The sequence below is a fragment of the Janthinobacterium sp. BJB401 genome, from assembly GCF_013372745.1.
GTDB lineage: Bacteria > Pseudomonadota > Gammaproteobacteria > Burkholderiales > Burkholderiaceae_D > Janthinobacterium > Janthinobacterium rivuli.
Genome location: NZ_JABXFH010000003.1, coordinates 57,562 through 73,388 on the forward strand (window position 1 = coordinate 57,562; position 15,827 = coordinate 73,388).

The window sequence follows — 15,827 nt, forward strand, 5'->3', positions numbered from 1 at the left end:
TGAAAACAAACCTATGAATGCTGTTCTACAACCCTCCGCCTGCTTCCATTGCGGCTTGCCCGTGCCAAGCGGCTCCAGCTGGCTCGTCACCATCGACGACGTGCCGCGCCCCATGTGCTGTCCCGGCTGCGAAGCCGTGGCGCAAACCATCGTCGACATCGGCCAGAGCGCGTACTACCGCGACCGCGACGAATACGCCGTCAATGCCGCCGATGCGACCATGGTGCCGCCCGAACTGCGCCTGTACAGCAATGACGACGCGCAATTCGCGCGCGACGCCAGCAGCTGCGAAGCTACCCTGTCCGTCGAAGGCATCCGCTGCGCCGCCTGCGTCTGGCTGATCGAGCGTCAATTAACCCGCCTGCCCGGCGTGCAGGCAGCCAGCCTGAACGTCGCCACGGAGCGCCTGTATGTGCGCTGGAGCCGCGCCCAGTGCGAACCGGGCGACATCCTGCAAGCCGTGCGGCAAGTGGGCTACACGGCCTATCCGTATGACGCCGTGCGCCATGGCGAGCGCCTGCAAAAAGCCAGCAAAACCTTGGGCCGCCAGCTGTTCGTCGCCGGCCTGTCGATGATGCAGGTGATGATGTACGTGGCGCCGTCCTACCTGGCCGAGGATGGCACCCTGGACGACAATATGGCCAGCCTCATGCGCTGGGCCAGTTTGCTGCTCACCTTGCCCGCCATCTGCTATTCCGCCATGCCGTTTTTCCAGGGCGCCTGGGCCAGCTTGCGCGCACGCACCCTGGGCATGGACGTGCCCGTTGCGCTGGGCATCCTGGCGGCCTTCTTCGGCAGCGTGGTGGCGACCTTTACGGGCCGTGGCGAGGTGTATTACGACTCGGCCACGATGTTCATTTTCCTGCTGCTGTGCAGCCGCTATTTCGAGCTGCAGGCGCGCCGCAAGGCCGCCTCGGCCCTGGAACGCCTGCAGCACGCCTTGCCCGCCTCCGCGTCCTTGATGGCGGGCTTTCCCGACAACCGCGCCACCACCCTGGTGCCGGCCGGCAGCCTGGCCGTCGGTGACGTGATTCTGGTCAAACCGGGCGAGGCGATCGCCGCCGACAGCGTCATCGTCGAGGGGAGCAGTGCGCTGGACCTGTCGCTGCTGACGGGCGAGAGCGCGGCGCAGCGACGCAAGACAGGCGAACAGGTGCCGGGCGGGGCGATCAACGCCAGCGCGGCGCTCATCTTGCGCGTGCTCAAACCGGCGCGCGAAAGCACCCTGTCCGATTTATTGAAACTGATCGAGCGGGCCGGCAGCGGCAAGCCGCAGATCGCGCAGTGGGCCGATAAAGTGGCCGCCTGGTTCGTGCTGGGCCTGTTGCTGTTCGCCGTCGCCGTGTTCGCCTTCTGGAGCTGGCACGACCCGTCGCAGGCCTGGCCCGTGGCAATTGCCGTGCTGGTCGTGTCCTGCCCGTGCGCGCTGTCGCTGGCCACGCCGACGGCGCTGGCGGCCGCCACCGACAGCCTGCTGCGGCGCGGCGTGCTGATCGTCCAGCCGCATGTGCTGGAAACCCTGCACCGCGCCACCCACATCGTCTTCGACAAGACGGGGACACTGACCCTGGGCCGGCCCGTGCTGCGGCAAATCGAGGGACTTGGCAGCCTGAGCGAGGACGCCTGCCTGCAAGTGGCCGCCGCGCTGGAAGCGGGTAGCGCCCATCCGCTGGCGCAGGCGATCCTGGCAGCAGCCAAGGAACAGCCACGCACGCACGCAGAACAGTTGCAGGAAGTGCAGGGCCAGGGACTCGAAGGCGTCGTCGACGGCGTGCGCTACCGCTTGGGCAACGCGGCCTTTGTCGCCGCCATCGCCGGTCCGCCGCTGGGTGACACGGCCGTCGGCATGCAGGGCATGACGCCGCTGTACCTGGGCACGCAGGGGCGCTGGCTGACGCGCTTTTTACTCAGCGACGCGCTGCGCCCGGAAGCGCGCGACGTCGTCGCGTATTTCCACCGGCGCGGCAAGCAAGTCGTGCTGCTCAGTGGCGACCAGGAAGCGCTGACGCAAAGCGTGGCGACGGAACTGGGCATCAACACGGCGTGCGGCGAGTGCCTGCCCGACGAAAAGCTCGATTTCGTGCAGCAGTTGCAGGCGACGGGCGCCGTGGTGGCGATGGTGGGCGACGGCATCAACGACGCGGCCGTGCTGAGCGGCGCCGACGTGTCGTTCGCCATGGGTTCCGGCGCCGCCCTGGCGCAGGCGCATGCGGACACGGTGCTGCTCTCAAACCAATTGGTGTCCGTGCTCGACACGGCGAAGACGGCCGCGCGCAGCATGCGCATCATCCGCGAAAACCTGGGCTGGGCAACCCTGTACAATCTGACGGCCATCCCGGCCGCCGCGCTGGGTTTTTTGAACCCCTGGCTGTCCGGCGTCGGCATGGCTGCCAGCTCGGCCGTCGTCATCGCCAACGCCCTGCGCCTGCGGAAAGCCTGAACATGGAAGCACTGTATCTTCTCATCCCCTTGAGCGTCGTCGTCGTCTTCATCGCCCTGTGGGTGTATTTCACGGCCTCGGACAGCGGCCAGTTCGACGACCTCGTCGGACCGGGCCTGCGCGTCTTGCAGGACGACGATACCCCAGCGCCCGACGCCACGCCGCCTCAGCGCGAATAACCCTGCGACCCCGGCCGCGCATCGAAGCGCCGGCCCCACCACGGTAAAAACACGGTATTGCCGCCGCGCGCGCGAAACCATGGCTGTTCGTGGTCGATGGGCCGTACCACGGCCGGCGGCGCCACCACCACGGCTGTCACACTTTCGCTGTCGCTGCTGCCCGCCACCAGCACGGGCCGGCCCACGTGGTTGGCATGGGCGATGGCCAGCGCCACGTTCGTCAGCGCCGTGCCAGCGCCCGTTTCGCCCAGCAAGGCCGGCATGTTGAACGTCTGCTGGTTGAAATCGAAGTCGGGCAATTGCTGCGTCAGGCTTTGCGCCAGCGGGCCGAGCCGTTCTGACGAAACAGGATAGGCGGCGCCGGCATCGTGGATGACGTAGCCGATGGCATCGTCATTCAATTGCGCGTTGCGGGCGGCAGCGTCGATGGCAGCGCTCCAGGCCTGCACGGCGCGCGGGGATTGTCCCTTGTCGGCGGTGAAATCGGCGACCTGGCGCGTGGCGGGAAAGCCCAGCCAGGCCAGCGGCGCACGCTCCGTCTTGTAGCCAGGGCCGGCCAGCACCAGCAAGACCATGTTTTCATTGATCTGCTCATCCTTGGGCGGATAGCTGGGCGCATCCCAGTTCATCACCCACACCGTCTTGTCGGGATTGGCCTGCAGGTAAGCCAGGCCCGCCGCCAGGGACGTAAAGCCCGCATTCGCGCCGCCCATGGTGACGCGCACGTCGGGCGGCGTGGCCGTGGTCCAGGAATCGGGGAAGGAGGGGTTGCCGATGCTGAAGGCGCGCCTGATTGTATCCTGCACATATTCTCCGGCTTCTATGGGATCGAGACGTCCCGCAGGCAGTGCGTATTCGACGCGAATGCCGGCCAGTTCACGGCGCGTGGATTTGTCGGTCAGCGAATGGGCGTTGTAAAAATATTCTGCGCTTGAGAAATAAATGTCACGGAAACGAGTGATCAGTGTAAAAGCATATTTTTCGTGATATCCCTCAAACGTTTCCCTGCCCTCATGACCAGAAGCGATCACACCGATTGATTGCACCTTACCAAAACGCACAGGGTTCTCTTTCACTTTGCTATCGTCCTTGTTTGGCTTGGCCAGACCCAGTGTCCACAGCAGTTGCCATTCCGTCGGATAATCGCGCCGCTGCAGGGGATTGAGCCACTGCACGCCTACGACCTGCGCCATATATGGCTGCGCGGGCACGGCGGGTACGACGGCGGCAACCGGTGCAGCAACAGGCACCTTGCTGGCGCTGGCCGACGTTAAAAAAAGCACGGCAAGCGCCAGTAATGCAGGCATCAACAATAGTCGTTTCATCAGCAATCCTCCTTCAAGAGGAACATCGATTGGCCCGGTCTGCAATACAGACCAGAGTGCAATACCAGACGCAAGACTGAATACGCACATGCTCCAACCCAACCGGCGCGGAAAGGTAGCAATCAAGTTGCGCATCAGGATGTCTCCGGGCGCTTGTACATACGCTCATCTACTATCTCAATAGGCATGCTTCCCGAGCTGCCATCAAGACGCACCCAATCCAGCAATGGGAGTTCCTTGAACAACCCAAAAGTGAAATATTCAAGAAATATTTTATTGGTATCATTTTTATCTAGGTCAATTAATAGACGCCAATCCGCAATCACTCTCAACTCTCGCATCGCCTCCTCGCTGATATGCCCCACCCCAATCGCCACGTCATACGCCAGCGCCTTTTCCGCGTGCTGCGGATTGGTCAGGATGGTGGAGTGATCGGTCGCATGCGTGTCGCAGGTGGCCGCCAGTTGCCCCTGGATTTCCTGCTTGCGCCATTGCAAATATTCCGGCGTGGCGGTGGACAGGTCGTCTTCCATCATGGCCTTGCCGTCATTGCCGTCCAGCTTCTCGCGGCGGGCCTTCATGCGCAGGCGTGCATGGTCTTCGTAGCGCAATGTCGCCTCGGTATCGCGGTCGCCCTGCGGCGTGCCGCCCACGCTTGTATCGGCATACGGCTCGCCTGCCGGGCGCACCTTGCCCACCTGGCGGTGCGTGCCGGGCGGATCAATATCCTGGTCGAACTTGGGGCTGGGTACACCGAAGCGCACGGCCTGCGGTGTAAACACTTCCGGCAAGGCGGGCGCCGTCACGGGGATGCGCCAGTCGTTGGGCGGGATGGCGTGGATGGGGATCTTCAGCATCCGCATGAGGGCCGAGGTGGCGGCGGCGGTGCGCCTGGTCGCCGTCCTGCCCGCCTCGCTGCTGCTGGCGCGCATACCCTTGTTGGGATCATATTTGGAAATCGGCGAAGGAGGATGCCAAAAATCCGGGCTGCCCCGCGTAGGCTGGCGGTAGTGATTGCTCCAATAATCATAGTCATCGTGCTTGCCGACGGGAAAGCCCTGTGCAAAGACGCGCTGGCTGAACACGCCGTCGCCGCAAGTAGCCTTGATCTCTTCGGCGCTGAGACCCAGCCAGCCGATGCCCTGGATGGGTGTGGCGGAAATCACCTGGTCGTGCGGATTGCAATACAGGGTGACGCGCCCGCGCGTCGTCGGCTGCGGGCCGCAGGCATAGGCGGCCCGGTCCTTGTCCAGGGTGAAATCATGGCGCACGTTGGCGGCCATGCGTGCCAAGGCGGCGGACAGGGGCGGCTCCTTGGCCTGGCCACGCACGATGTCGAAAAATGCCGCCAGGGTCTGGCGGCGCGCCTTGCCGCTTTGCCGGCCCGCATTGCCATCGACATCCCTGACTTGCCCCTGCAACCAGCCTTCGGTGTCGTTTCTGCGCAACAGGCTGTACGGTGGATTACATAAAACATAAGTATCGGCCACGCAACGGCCGCTTTTGCCTGCCGCATCTTTCACGTCAGCCATCTTGTTGCCCAGAAACGCGGCCGCCATGCCCACCATATTGCCCTGGCTGTGGCAGACGAGGGTAATCGGCACGTCGGCCTGCTGCTGGCGGATGGCCGCTACCAGGTGCGCCAGGCGCAAAGCCGCCAGCACGAAGTAGGGGCGCGGCGGACAGGCATACACGATACGGTCGTTGACGGGATTGAGGTGTTCGATGTGTATCCACAGGAAGAGGGCGTCCGACAAGCCCTCGCCCCACAGATCCGGCAGCGATGAGCAGCCATTCGCGAACGGGCCGCCGCCCCAGTAAGCGTGTTCGTTCAGGTAGACCGAATCGCCATACGCCTGCAACTCCCTGTCGCTGGCCTTGTAGCCCCAGCGGAACTGGATCACGGGGGAAAAATGCGCTGGCGGCGCGATAAAGGTGCTGGCCGTATAGTCGGGATCGACGTAGCCGTCATCGCTCAGCTCGCTCCGATAGCTCACCGGCGTCAACTGCCCGCCCTGCGCCGTGGCATGCGCCATGTGCTCGTCGCAGCGCTTCATGCGCGTGTTCAGGCCGGCGCACAGGCCGGCTTCGGCCGCGCGGTACCACTCGCCGTCGGAATTGACGCCATGCACGAAGATGACGATGCCCGGCAACGGCGCCTGCACCAGGCAAGCGAGCTTGCCGTGATCGAACAGGGTCGTGCCATCGGCCTTGCCGACGAGCAGGTCCACCTGGGCATCCAACGGGTCGCAGCGTTCAGGGTCTTCCATGGCGGGCCTTGGGCGTGTCTGGACTCGCCACTGTAAGCCCTTGCCGCCATGCACGTTTTACGCCACATCAAGCCCCTGTTGCAGGGATCTTGCATGGCTTTTTTGACCGAAATATCACTTTATTTCGATGCCAGTTCGCTACGCTTATTTCATCCGGGGAATTTTGATCCACATCAAAGTTTTTTCTCGGTCAAACACTTACTCTCTGGCCACCATCATAAATAGTAATTCCAGGGAGAGTCTTTGTGGATCAATCGCTGAACTATAACTACAAGATCGTGAAGCAATTCGCGGTCGCTACTGTGGTATGGGGCATCATCGGCATGCTGGTTGGCGTTATCATCGCCGCTCAGCTGGCCTGGCCTGCCCTGAACCTCGATATACCATGGCTGACATACGGACGCTTGCGTCCGCTGCACACGAATGCAGTGATTTTCGCCTTCGGCATCTGCGGCCTGTTCGCTACCTCGTACTACGTTGTCCAACGCACCTGCCAGGTGCGCCTGTTTTCCGACAAACTGGCCGCCTTCACGTTCTGGGGCTGGCAAGCGGTGATCCTGTGCGCCGTCGTCACCCTGCCCATGGGCATGACACGCGGCAAGGAATACGCGGAACTGGAATGGCCTATCGCCATCCTCATCGCCATCGTCTGGATCGCCTACGCCATCGTGTTCTTCGGCACGCTGATCAAGCGCAAGGTCAAGCATATCTACGTGGCCAACTGGTTCTTCGGCGCCTACATCCTGGCCGTGACGATTTTGCACGTGGTCAATGGCGCCGTCATGCCAGCCTCGTTCACGAAATCGTATTCCGCCTATGCGGGCGTGCAGGACGCCATGATCCAGTGGTGGTACGGCCATAACGCGGTGGGTTTCATCCTGACCGCCGGCTACCTGGGCATGGTTTACTACTTCATCCCGAAACAGGCCGAGCGCCCCGTGTACTCGTACCGTTTGTCGATCGTCCACTTCTGGGCGCTGATCTTCACCTACATGTGGGCCGGCCCGCATCACCTGCACTACACGGCATTGCCTGACTGGACGCAATCGATCGGCATGGTCTTCTCGCTGGTCCTGCTGGCACCAAGCTGGGGCGGCATGATCAACGGCATCATGACCCTGTCGGGCGCCTGGCACAAGCTGCGCACCGATCCGATCCTGAAATTCATGATCGTCTCGCTGTCGTTCTACGGCATCGCCACCTTCGAAGGTCCGATGATGTCGATCAAGACCATCAACTCGCTGTCGCACTACACCGACTGGACCGTTGCCCACGTGCATGCGGGCGCTCTGGGCTGGGTGGGCTTCATCACCATGGGTTCGATCTACTATCTGCTGCCACGCCTGGCGGGCCGCACGCAGATGCACAGCACGCGCCTGGTCGACGTGCACTTCTGGGTGGCCACCATCGGCATCGTGCTGTACATCGCCGCCATGTGGATCGCCGGCGTGATGCAGGGCCTGATGTGGCGCGCGGTCAATCCGGACGGCACCCTGACCTACACCTTTGTCGAGAGCGTGAAAGCGACGTATCCGTACTACGTGGTGCGCGTGGCCGGTGGCCTGCTGTACCTGTCGGGTATGTGCATCATGGGCTACAACACCTGGATGACCTTGCGCGGCAGCAAACTCCCCGTCGCCCGCATTCCGGAACTGAACGCGGCGCACGCCTGATAGGAGCATAAGCAAATGAAATTTTCACATGCATGGATTGAGAGAAACCCCTGGCTGCTGATCGCCCTGGTCACGGTGGTGATCAGCATCGGCGGCGCCGTCGAGATCGTTCCCCTGTTCTTCCAGAAGAGCACGACGGAGCCGGTCGCCGGCCTGAAGCCGTATTCGCCGCTGCGCCTGGCGGGCCGCGACATTTACGTGCGCGAAGGCTGCTACAACTGCCACTCGCAGATGGTGCGTCCGCTGCGCGCGGAAACGGAACGCTATGGCCACTATTCGGTCGCTGGCGAATTCGTCTACGACCATCCGTTCCAGTGGGGTTCCAAGCGCACGGGGCCCGACCTGGCCCGCGTGGGCGCGCGCTACAGCGACGAATGGCACCGCACGCACTTGAACAACCCGCGCGACGTGGTGCCCGAGTCGAACATGCCGTCCTACCCCTGGCTGGCGAAGACCAAGCTGGTGCCTGACGAAATCATGCCGAAGATGCGCGCCCTGAAACGCCTGGGCCAGCCGTACAGCGATGAAGAGATCGCCGCCGGCCCCGCGCAGCTGCAGGACAAGACGGAAGAAGACGCCCTGGTCGCCTATCTGCAAGGCCTCGGTACATTAATCAAAACAAGGAATTAGCATGGCAATCGAAAACCTGTTTGACAGCGCCAGCAGCGTCATGACGGTGGTTTCCTTTACGACGTTCGTGGGCATCCTGTGGTGGACGTTCAGCCGCAGCAACAGCGACTTCGACGCGGCGGCACGCCTGCCGTTCGCCGATGACGCGCTCGACTATCCGGCCGAGGCCGAGATGAACCTGGCGAAGGAGCATCACCATGGCTGACTTTACCAATGGCTTCTGGAATATCTACATCGTCGTGCTGTCCCTGCTGGGCATCATCGGCTGCGGCGTGCTGCTGTACTCGCAGTCGAAAATCAAAGTGGTCGAGGGCGCCCCTGCCGACGGCACCACGGGCCACGTCTGGGACGAGGACTTGAAGGAACTTAATACGCCGATGCCGCGCTGGTGGATGTGGTTGTTCTACATCACCATCGTCTTCGCGCTGGCCTACCTGTTCCTGTATCCAGGCCTGGGCAACTATGCCGGCAGCCTGGGCTGGAAATCGACGGGCCAGTACGAGGAAGAGCTGAAGAAGGCGGAAGCCGACTACGGTCCCCTGTTCAACAAGTACCTGAGCCAGGACTTGAAGACGGTGGCCGCCGATCCGCAGGCGCAAGCCATCGGCCAGCGTCTGTTCCTGACCTACTGCGCGCAATGCCACGGTTCGGATGCGCGCGGCAACAAGGGCTTCCCCAACCTGACGGACAAGGACTGGCTGTATGGCGGCGAACCCGACATCATCAAGACCACCATCCTGCACGGCCGCAATGGGCAGATGCCACCGATGGGCGCCGCCCTGGGCTCCGAAAAGGATGTCGAGAACGTGGCCCATTATGTGCTGAGCCTGTCCGGTTCGACCTCGGATCCCGTCAAGTCGGTGCTGGGCAAGGCCAAGTTTGGCGCCTGCATGGCCTGCCATGGCGCCGATGCCAAGGGTAACCAGATGCTCGGCGCGCCGAACCTGACGGACAAGACCTGGCTGTACGGCGGCAGCGCCGACACCATCATGGAAACCGTACGCAAGGGACGCAGCAACACCATGCCTGCCTTCAGCGATTTCCTCGGCGAATCCAAGGTACACGTGCTGTCGGCGTATGTCTGGAGCCTGTCGAATCCGCAGGCACCCGCCAAGTAAAAATGGAACCTCAAGTCATCAAGATGTATGCGGCCCGCGAGCAAATCTACCCTCGCGAGGCCAAAGGACGCTACGCTACCTGGCGATGGGTATGCGTATGGCTTACCCAGCTCGCGTTCTACGGCTTGCCGTGGTTGACCTGGAATGGCAGGCAAGCCCTGCTGTTCGATTTGACCACGCGCAAGTTCTACATTTTCGGCGTCGTGCTGTGGCCCCAGGATTTCATCTATCTGGCGGCCCTGCTGATCATCTGTGCGTATTTGTTGTTCCTCGTCACGGCCATTGCCGGGCGGGTGTGGTGCGGGTTCTCTTGCCCGCAAACGGTATACACGGAAATTTTCCTGTGGGTCGAACGCCGCATCGAGGGTACGCGTAGCGCGCGCATGGCCCTCGACAAGCAGGGCCCCTCCGTGCGCAAGGCGTTCAAGAAAACGGCCAAGCACCTGGCATGGGGCGCCATCGCCCTGTGGACGGGCTTTACCTTTGTCGGCTACTTCACGCCGATCAAGGAACTGGCGCAGTCGGTGACCACCTTGAATTTCGGTCCCTGGGAATGGTTCTGGGTCTTGTTCTACAGCCTGGCAACCTACGGCAACGCGGGCTGGCTGCGCGAGCAGGTGTGCAAATACATGTGCCCCTACGCGCGCTTCCAGAGCGCCATGTTCGACCAGGACACCCTGATCATCACCTACGATGCCAAGCGCGGCGAACCACGCGGCGCCATGAGCAAGAAGGCCGGCAACAACGACAAGCTGGGCGACTGCATCGATTGCACCCTGTGCGTGCAGGTGTGTCCGACCGGTATCGATATACGCAACGGCCTGCAGTATGAATGCATCGGCTGCGCCGCCTGCGTCGATGCCTGCAACAGCGTGATGGACAAGGTCGAGCGGCCGCGTGGCCTGATACGCTACAGCACCGACCATGCGATGGAAAACAACTTCAATTCGAAGCAGATACGCCAGCGCGCCATGCGCCCGCGCGTCCTGATCTACACTTCCATCCTGGCCCTGATCATCATCGCCGTATGTACCTCGCTGGCCCTGCGCACGCCCCTGAAAATGGACGTGATCCGCGACCGCGGTTCGATGGGACGCGAAGTGGAAGACGGCATGATCGAAAACGTCTACCGCCTGCAGATCATGAACACCTCGGAGCAAAGCCAGCATTTCAAGATCAGCGCTTCCGGCTTGCCGGGCCTGACCTTGCTGACGCGCGAAGAAGTGACCTTGCAGCCGACGGAAACGCTGGGCTGGCCGATCCGCCTGCGCGTGCCGCACGGCGTCGGCGAGAAGGGGTCGAACAAGATTGCGATCGAATTGCAATCGCTGGACAACCCCTCGCTGCATGTGCGTGAAAGCGCGGTATTCATCGTGCCGCGGTGATGTTGATTCGGGGTCGGACCCTCTGGGTCCGACCCCGGTATTTCGCCGTAGGGGTAGCATTCAACATGCGGTAGGTTTACTGCATTTTCAACCCAGAAGCAAAAGCTGGGGTCAGACCCAAAGGGTCTGACCCCAAGGAGAACAAAATGTCCGACAGTCTGAAACTGCAAGCCCCCGCCGATCCCTGGTACAAGCATCGCTGGCCATGGCTGCTGATGATCGGTCCCGGCCTGTCCGTGGTCGTCGGCAGCTTCATGGGCTATATCGCGTTTACGCAACCCGATGCGCTGGTGGTGGGCGACTATTACAAGCAGGGCAAGGCGATCAACCAGGATTTGAAGCGCGACACGATCGCCAGCGACCTGGCGATGGCTACCAGCTTGTCCTACGACGTGGCGTCAGCGCGCCTCAGTGGTTCCGTGCACAGCTTCGGCAAAGCTTACCAGGGTCCGCTGCAGCTGCACCTGGCGCATGCGACGCTGCCGGAAAAGGACATCAAGCTGCTGGTGCGGCCCGATGCGGCCGGCAATTTCTCGGTGGCGCTGCCGATGCTCGAGCGCAGCCGCTGGCAAGTGCTGGTGGAAAACGACAAGCGCGAGTGGCGCCTGTCCGGCATCTGGACCTGGCCGCTGCAACGCAGCATCGCACTGCATGCCGACGAGGAACTGTAAGCCTTATTTGCAGACGTCGGTACCGGCCGTGATGGCCTTCAGTTTTGCCGGCTGCAAGATTTCAATTTCTCGGTTCGAGACGCGCAGCCAGCCTTCCTTCTTGAATTTCGACAATAAACGGCTGACGCTTTCGATGGTCAGGCCCAGGTAGTTGCCGATTTCCTCGCGCGACATGCGCAGCTGGAATTTGCTGCTCGAATAGCCGCGCGCTTCGTAGCGCGACGCCAGGTTGACGATAAAGGCGGCAAAACGCTGCGTCGCCTGCATATTGCCCAGCAACAGCATGACGCTTTGCTCGCGCGTGATTTCCTGGCTCATCATGCGGTGGAAATGGCGCAGCAAGGTCGGCATATTGCCCAGCAATTGTTCCAGGCTGGAAAACGGGATTTCACACACTTCGCTGTCTTCCAGCGCCACCGCATTACAGTGGTGGCGGTCGGCGCTGATGGCGTCCATGCCCAGCAGTTCGCCGGCCATCTGGAAGCCCGTCACCTGCTCTTCGCCGCCCGGATTGATCTGGTACGTCTTGAAGTGCCCCAGGCGGATCGCGTACAGATTCTGGAACGAGTCACCGATACGGAACAGCGAGGCGCCGCGCACGATCTTGCGGCGGCGGCCGATGATCTGGTCCAGCCTGTCCATGTCGCCCATATCGAGGCCCATCGGCAGGCACAATTGATGCATGCTGCAGGTCGAGCATCGCGCACGCAACGCTTCCACGTTCACTGTAGGCAAGGTTGGAGTGAGTAGCGCTTCAGTCATGTCGGTACCTTTTAGAAAATGCAACAACAAGTTTACTGCATACAGGGTTGCCGTGTGCCAATTTCACCGCAATTTCGCTGAATAAACGACGTTCCGACTTTAATTATATGGCAACATCGTCAAAAGCCCATGCGGGGAGGGCAATTTGCGCGGCGCCGCTTGCCAAGCTGGGGCATTGATAGGAAAATTCCTGACAGCATTACTTGCCGCCTGTGCCGCCCGGTACTGAAAAGGAAATCATGAAGCCTCTCGGCATCAAAGCAAAAGTCGCGCTGGCCACCAGCCTGACCTCGATCGCCATGATCGCGCTGGTCACCATGATCCAGGTGCAGCACATGCGCGACGATTTCACTAAAGTACTGCTGAGCCAGCAGTCATCCCTGATCAGCCGTACCGCTGCCGAGCTCGACGACAAGCTGGGCATGCTGCTGCAGATCGTCACCCTGACGGCCCGGCAGCAGCCGCCGGAACTGATCGCCCGGCCCGCCCAATTGCGCGAATACTATTCGCGCCGCTCGATGCTGGTGCTGTTCGACGACGTGCTGGTGCTCGACGCGCAAGGCGCCGTCGTGGCCGACATGCCGGAAGTGCCGGGGCGCGCCGGCATCAACGTTGCCGAGCGCGAGTATTTCCAGACCGTCCTGCGCACGCGCCAGCCCATGATCACCGAGCCGATGCTCGGTAAATCGAGCGGCATGCCCATCGTGCAGATGGTGGCGCCCGTGCTCACCGCCGATGGCCAGGTGGCCGGCGTGGTGATCGGCGTGCTGCGCCTGTACAAGGACAATCTGCTGGGGCGCCTGCGCTCGGAAAAGGTCGGCAAGAGCGGCTATTACTTCATCCTCACGCGCGGCGCCGTGCCGCGCTACGTGCTGCACCCCGATACCAGCCGTTTGCTGCAGCCGCGCCAGCCGAACGCCAATCTGACGACGACCCAGCTGCTGAAGGAAGATGGCGAAGGCAGCATGGTCAGCACCAACAGCCGCGGCATCACGGCAGTCAACAGTTTCAAGCGCCTGAAATCGGTGAACTGGCTGCTGGCCAGCTCGCTGCCCGTCGACGATGCCTTCGAACCATTCGATGGCGTGCTGTACCGGCTGGTGCTGTGGAGCATCCTCGCCTCGCTGCTGGCTGCCTTTGTTCTGGGCTGGGTCACCGTGCGCCTGCTGTCGCCGCTGGTGCGCCTGCGCGACACCCTGCTGGCCCTACGCACCAGCGGCAGCCGTTTTACCCCCGTGCCGGTGCAGCAGCGCGACGAGATCGGCGAGCTGACGGAAGCGTTCAACGGCCTGATGAGCGAACGCGACCGCCTGCAGCAGGAACTCGAAGCGCGCGCGGCGGAGCTGGAGCAGGAACGCGACCGGGCCGAGGCGGCCAACCGCGCGAAGAGCGATTTCGTGGCCAACATGAGCCATGAAATCCGCACGCCCCTCAATGCCGTGCTGGGCATGGTGTATTTGCTGGGCAATACCAGACTCGACACGGAACAGCGCAAGTATCTGACCATGGTCAGAGTGGCGGGCCAGTCGCTGCTGGGCATCCTCAACGACGTGCTCGACTATTCGAAGATCGAGGCGCGCCGCATGGAATTGTCGCCCGTCGAATTCGACCTCGACGAAGTCATGAATACCCTGGCCACGACGATGACGATGAATGCGGGCGAAAAGGAACTGGAACTGGCCATCGCCGTCGAACCCGACGTGCCGCGGCGCCTGGTGGGCGACGCCCAGCGCCTGCAGCAAATCCTCGTCAACCTGGCCGGCAACGCCATCAAATTTACCGAGAGCGGCGAAGTGGTGGTGGCCGTCAGCCTGGCCGAGAGAGAGAGCGGCCGCGCCTGGCTGCGCTTCGAAGTGCGCGACACGGGCATCGGCATGACGGAACTGCAGCAACAGCAGCTGTTCGCCGCGTTTTCGCAGGGCGACCAGAGCATCACGCGGCGCTTCGGCGGCACGGGCCTGGGCCTGGCCATCAGCAAGCAGCTGATCCACATGATGGGCGGCGACATCGCCGTCGCCAGCAGCGAAGGCAAGGGCAGCCGCTTCTGGTTCAGCGTGCCCTTCGAGATGCTGGCGCAACCGGCGGAAACGCGGCGCACGCCGGCCCTGGGACAGTTGCGCCTGCTGGTGGCCGACGACAACCGCACCACGCGCGAACTGATCGTCAAGCTGATCGAGGCGTGGGGCTGGCTGGCCGACGAAGTGGACTCCGGCTTTGCCGCCATCGAACTGTACCGCGAACGCCTGGCGCAGCAGCAACCGTACGACGTGGTGCTGGCCGACTGGCACATGCCCGTCATGGACGGCCTGGCCACGGCCAAGGCCATCCGCCAGGCGGCCAGCGGCCAGCGCCAGCCCATCGTGGTGATGGTCAACGCATTCGCCCGCAACCACCTGGAGGAAATCTCCAGCGCGGCCGAGGCCGACGTCGTGCTGATGAAGCCGATCACGGGATCGAGCCTGTTCGACGCCCTGCACCAGGCGCTGATCGCCAAGGACGACGGCGGCGAACAGCGCATCCTGCACCAGCCGCTGGGCACGGAACTGGCGGGCGTGCATTTCCTGCTGGTGGAAGACAATCATTTGAACCAGGCCGTGGCGCGCGGCATCCTCGAACACATGGGCGCCACCCTGGACGTGGTGGGCGACGGCTTGCAAGCCGTGGAACGGCTGCGCACGGAAGCGCTGCGCTACGACATCGTGCTGATGGACATGCAGATGCCCGTCATGGACGGTTTCAGCGCCACCCACATCATCCGCACGGAACTGCGCTTGGGCCTGCCCGTGATCGCCATGACGGCCGGCGTGCTGGCGTCCGAGCGCGAGCGCTGCATGACGGCCGGCATCAGCGATTTCATCGCCAAGCCCGTCGTGGTGGAAGAGATGATGGAAGTCATCCTGCGCCACCTGCCCAAGCGCCCGCCAGTGCAGACGGCCGAGCCGGTGACAGTTGCCGATGAGGAAGTGTTTTCCATGGCGCCGCTGATGCGCGTGATGGGACGCGACGCGAAGGGGCGCGGCGTGCTGCGGCGCATGGTCGAAGACGCGCTGAACAAGGGCATGACGCCCGTGCGCGACGCCGAAACGGCGTTGCAGGCTGGCCGCCACAGCGACGTGGCGCGCATCCTGCACAGCGTGCGCGGCTCCGTCGGCACCCTGGGCACGAAACGCCTGATCCGCGCCGCGTTCGCCACCGAGGAAGCCATCGACGCGGGACGCCTTGATGAGGTGCCGGCGCTGCTGGCGCACACGGCGCAGGAGCTGGAGCTGGTGCTGGTGGCGGCGGGAGATTGGTTGTCGCGGCTAAAAGATTAAAAGGGTAGGTCGGATTAGCGCTACGCGCGTAATCCGACAGGACGCGCCAACAATGTTGTC

The 15,827-nt window shown here is 62.7% G+C and carries 12 protein-coding genes; 9 read left to right on the forward strand and 3 right to left on the reverse strand.

The window, feature by feature from the left end; translation table 11 throughout:
- Window positions 1-13: 13 nt before the first annotated feature.
- Together HWE17_RS03265 and ccoS are read left to right on the forward strand one after the other, a co-directional pair.
- Entirely contained in the window at window positions 14-2,440 is a 2,427-nt protein-coding gene (locus HWE17_RS03265) for a heavy metal translocating P-type ATPase (RefSeq protein ID WP_176387803.1), read from the forward strand.
- A 2-nt stretch (window positions 2,441-2,442) separates the two neighbouring features.
- Window positions 2,443-2,619: a cbb3-type cytochrome oxidase assembly protein CcoS gene (gene ccoS / locus HWE17_RS03270; RefSeq protein ID WP_035823290.1), complete on the forward strand. Its 177-nt coding sequence runs from the start codon at window positions 2,443-2,445 to the stop codon at window positions 2,617-2,619.
- Here ccoS and HWE17_RS03275 read toward each other — a convergent pair.
- Together HWE17_RS03275 and HWE17_RS03280 are read right to left on the reverse strand one after the other, a co-directional pair.
- Window positions 2,607-4,079: a virulence factor gene (locus HWE17_RS03275; RefSeq protein ID WP_176387804.1), complete on the reverse strand. Its 1,473-nt coding sequence runs from the start codon at window positions 4,077-4,079 to the stop codon at window positions 2,607-2,609. The two genes, ccoS and HWE17_RS03275, sit on opposite strands and share 13 nt — an antisense overlap.
- Window positions 4,079-6,214 carry a DUF3274 domain-containing protein gene (locus HWE17_RS03280; RefSeq protein WP_176387805.1) on the reverse strand — a complete coding sequence of 712 codons (2,136 nt, stop codon included), beginning with the start codon at window positions 6,212-6,214 and terminating at the stop codon, window positions 4,079-4,081. The genes HWE17_RS03275 and HWE17_RS03280 overlap by 1 nt, the downstream gene beginning before the upstream one ends.
- A 245-nt stretch (window positions 6,215-6,459) precedes the next feature.
- Between HWE17_RS03280 and ccoN the strand changes: the two genes are divergently transcribed.
- The 6 genes from ccoN to HWE17_RS03310 all read left to right on the forward strand — a co-directional run bounded on the left by ccoN (window position 6,460) and on the right by HWE17_RS03310 (window position 11,691).
- Complete coding sequence (gene ccoN / locus HWE17_RS03285; RefSeq protein WP_035823294.1) at window positions 6,460-7,887, forward strand: cytochrome-c oxidase, cbb3-type subunit I; 1,428 nt, start codon at window positions 6,460-6,462, stop codon at window positions 7,885-7,887.
- Between the two features lie 15 nt (window positions 7,888-7,902).
- Window positions 7,903-8,517, forward strand: a complete 615-nt coding sequence (gene ccoO / locus HWE17_RS03290; protein WP_035823296.1) for a cytochrome-c oxidase, cbb3-type subunit II — start codon at window positions 7,903-7,905, stop codon at window positions 8,515-8,517.
- 1 nt (window position 8,518) lies between these two features.
- The gene (locus tag HWE17_RS03295; RefSeq protein WP_035823305.1) at window positions 8,519-8,722 is read left to right on the forward strand and encodes a cbb3-type cytochrome c oxidase subunit 3; all 204 of its coding nucleotides are present in this window, start codon (window positions 8,519-8,521) and stop codon (window positions 8,720-8,722) included.
- Window positions 8,715-9,635, forward strand: coding sequence for a cytochrome-c oxidase, cbb3-type subunit III (ccoP, locus tag HWE17_RS03300; RefSeq protein ID WP_035823307.1), 921 nt, complete (start codon window positions 8,715-8,717; stop codon window positions 9,633-9,635). Before HWE17_RS03295 ends, ccoP begins: the two co-directional genes overlap by 8 nt.
- A gap of 2 nt (window positions 9,636-9,637) precedes the next feature.
- A complete protein-coding gene (ccoG, locus tag HWE17_RS03305; protein WP_035823309.1) occupies window positions 9,638-11,020 on the forward strand; it encodes a cytochrome c oxidase accessory protein CcoG in 1,383 nt (460 codons plus the stop codon).
- Window positions 11,021-11,166: 146 nt separating this feature from the next.
- Complete coding sequence (locus HWE17_RS03310) at window positions 11,167-11,691, forward strand: FixH family protein (RefSeq protein ID WP_035823311.1); 525 nt, start codon at window positions 11,167-11,169, stop codon at window positions 11,689-11,691.
- Between the two features lie 3 nt (window positions 11,692-11,694).
- On the opposite strand, the gene fnr is transcribed toward HWE17_RS03310, so the two are convergent.
- The gene (gene fnr, locus HWE17_RS03315) at window positions 11,695-12,453 is read right to left on the reverse strand and encodes a fumarate/nitrate reduction transcriptional regulator Fnr (protein ID WP_035823313.1); all 759 of its coding nucleotides are present in this window, start codon (window positions 12,451-12,453) and stop codon (window positions 11,695-11,697) included.
- 239 nt (window positions 12,454-12,692) lie between these two features.
- Between fnr and HWE17_RS03320 the strand changes: the two genes are divergently transcribed.
- Entirely contained in the window at window positions 12,693-15,767 is a 3,075-nt protein-coding gene (locus tag HWE17_RS03320) for a response regulator (RefSeq protein WP_176387806.1), read from the forward strand.
- The last annotated feature ends 60 nt before the right edge of the window (window positions 15,768-15,827 follow it).

Coding starts and splice junctions, on each gene's coding strand:
- ccoO (WP_035823296.1), top strand. CDS start 7,903: ATGAAATTTTCACATGCATGGATTGAGAGAAACCCCTGGCTGCTGATC.
- HWE17_RS03280 (WP_176387805.1), bottom strand. CDS start 6,214: ATGGAAGACCCTGAACGCTGCGACCCGTTGGATGCCCAGGTGGACCTG.
- HWE17_RS03310 (WP_035823311.1), top strand. CDS start 11,167: ATGTCCGACAGTCTGAAACTGCAAGCCCCCGCCGATCCCTGGTACAAG.
- ccoG (WP_035823309.1), top strand. CDS start 9,638: ATGGAACCTCAAGTCATCAAGATGTATGCGGCCCGCGAGCAAATCTAC.
- HWE17_RS03295 (WP_035823305.1), top strand. CDS start 8,519: ATGGCAATCGAAAACCTGTTTGACAGCGCCAGCAGCGTCATGACGGTG.
- HWE17_RS03265 (WP_176387803.1), top strand. CDS start 14: ATGAATGCTGTTCTACAACCCTCCGCCTGCTTCCATTGCGGCTTGCCC.
- ccoP (WP_035823307.1), top strand. CDS start 8,715: ATGGCTGACTTTACCAATGGCTTCTGGAATATCTACATCGTCGTGCTG.
- HWE17_RS03320 (WP_176387806.1), top strand. CDS start 12,693: ATGAAGCCTCTCGGCATCAAAGCAAAAGTCGCGCTGGCCACCAGCCTG.
- ccoS (WP_035823290.1), top strand. CDS start 2,443: ATGGAAGCACTGTATCTTCTCATCCCCTTGAGCGTCGTCGTCGTCTTC.
- HWE17_RS03275 (WP_176387804.1), bottom strand. CDS start 4,079: ATGCGCAACTTGATTGCTACCTTTCCGCGCCGGTTGGGTTGGAGCATG.
- fnr (WP_035823313.1), bottom strand. CDS start 12,453: ATGACTGAAGCGCTACTCACTCCAACCTTGCCTACAGTGAACGTGGAA.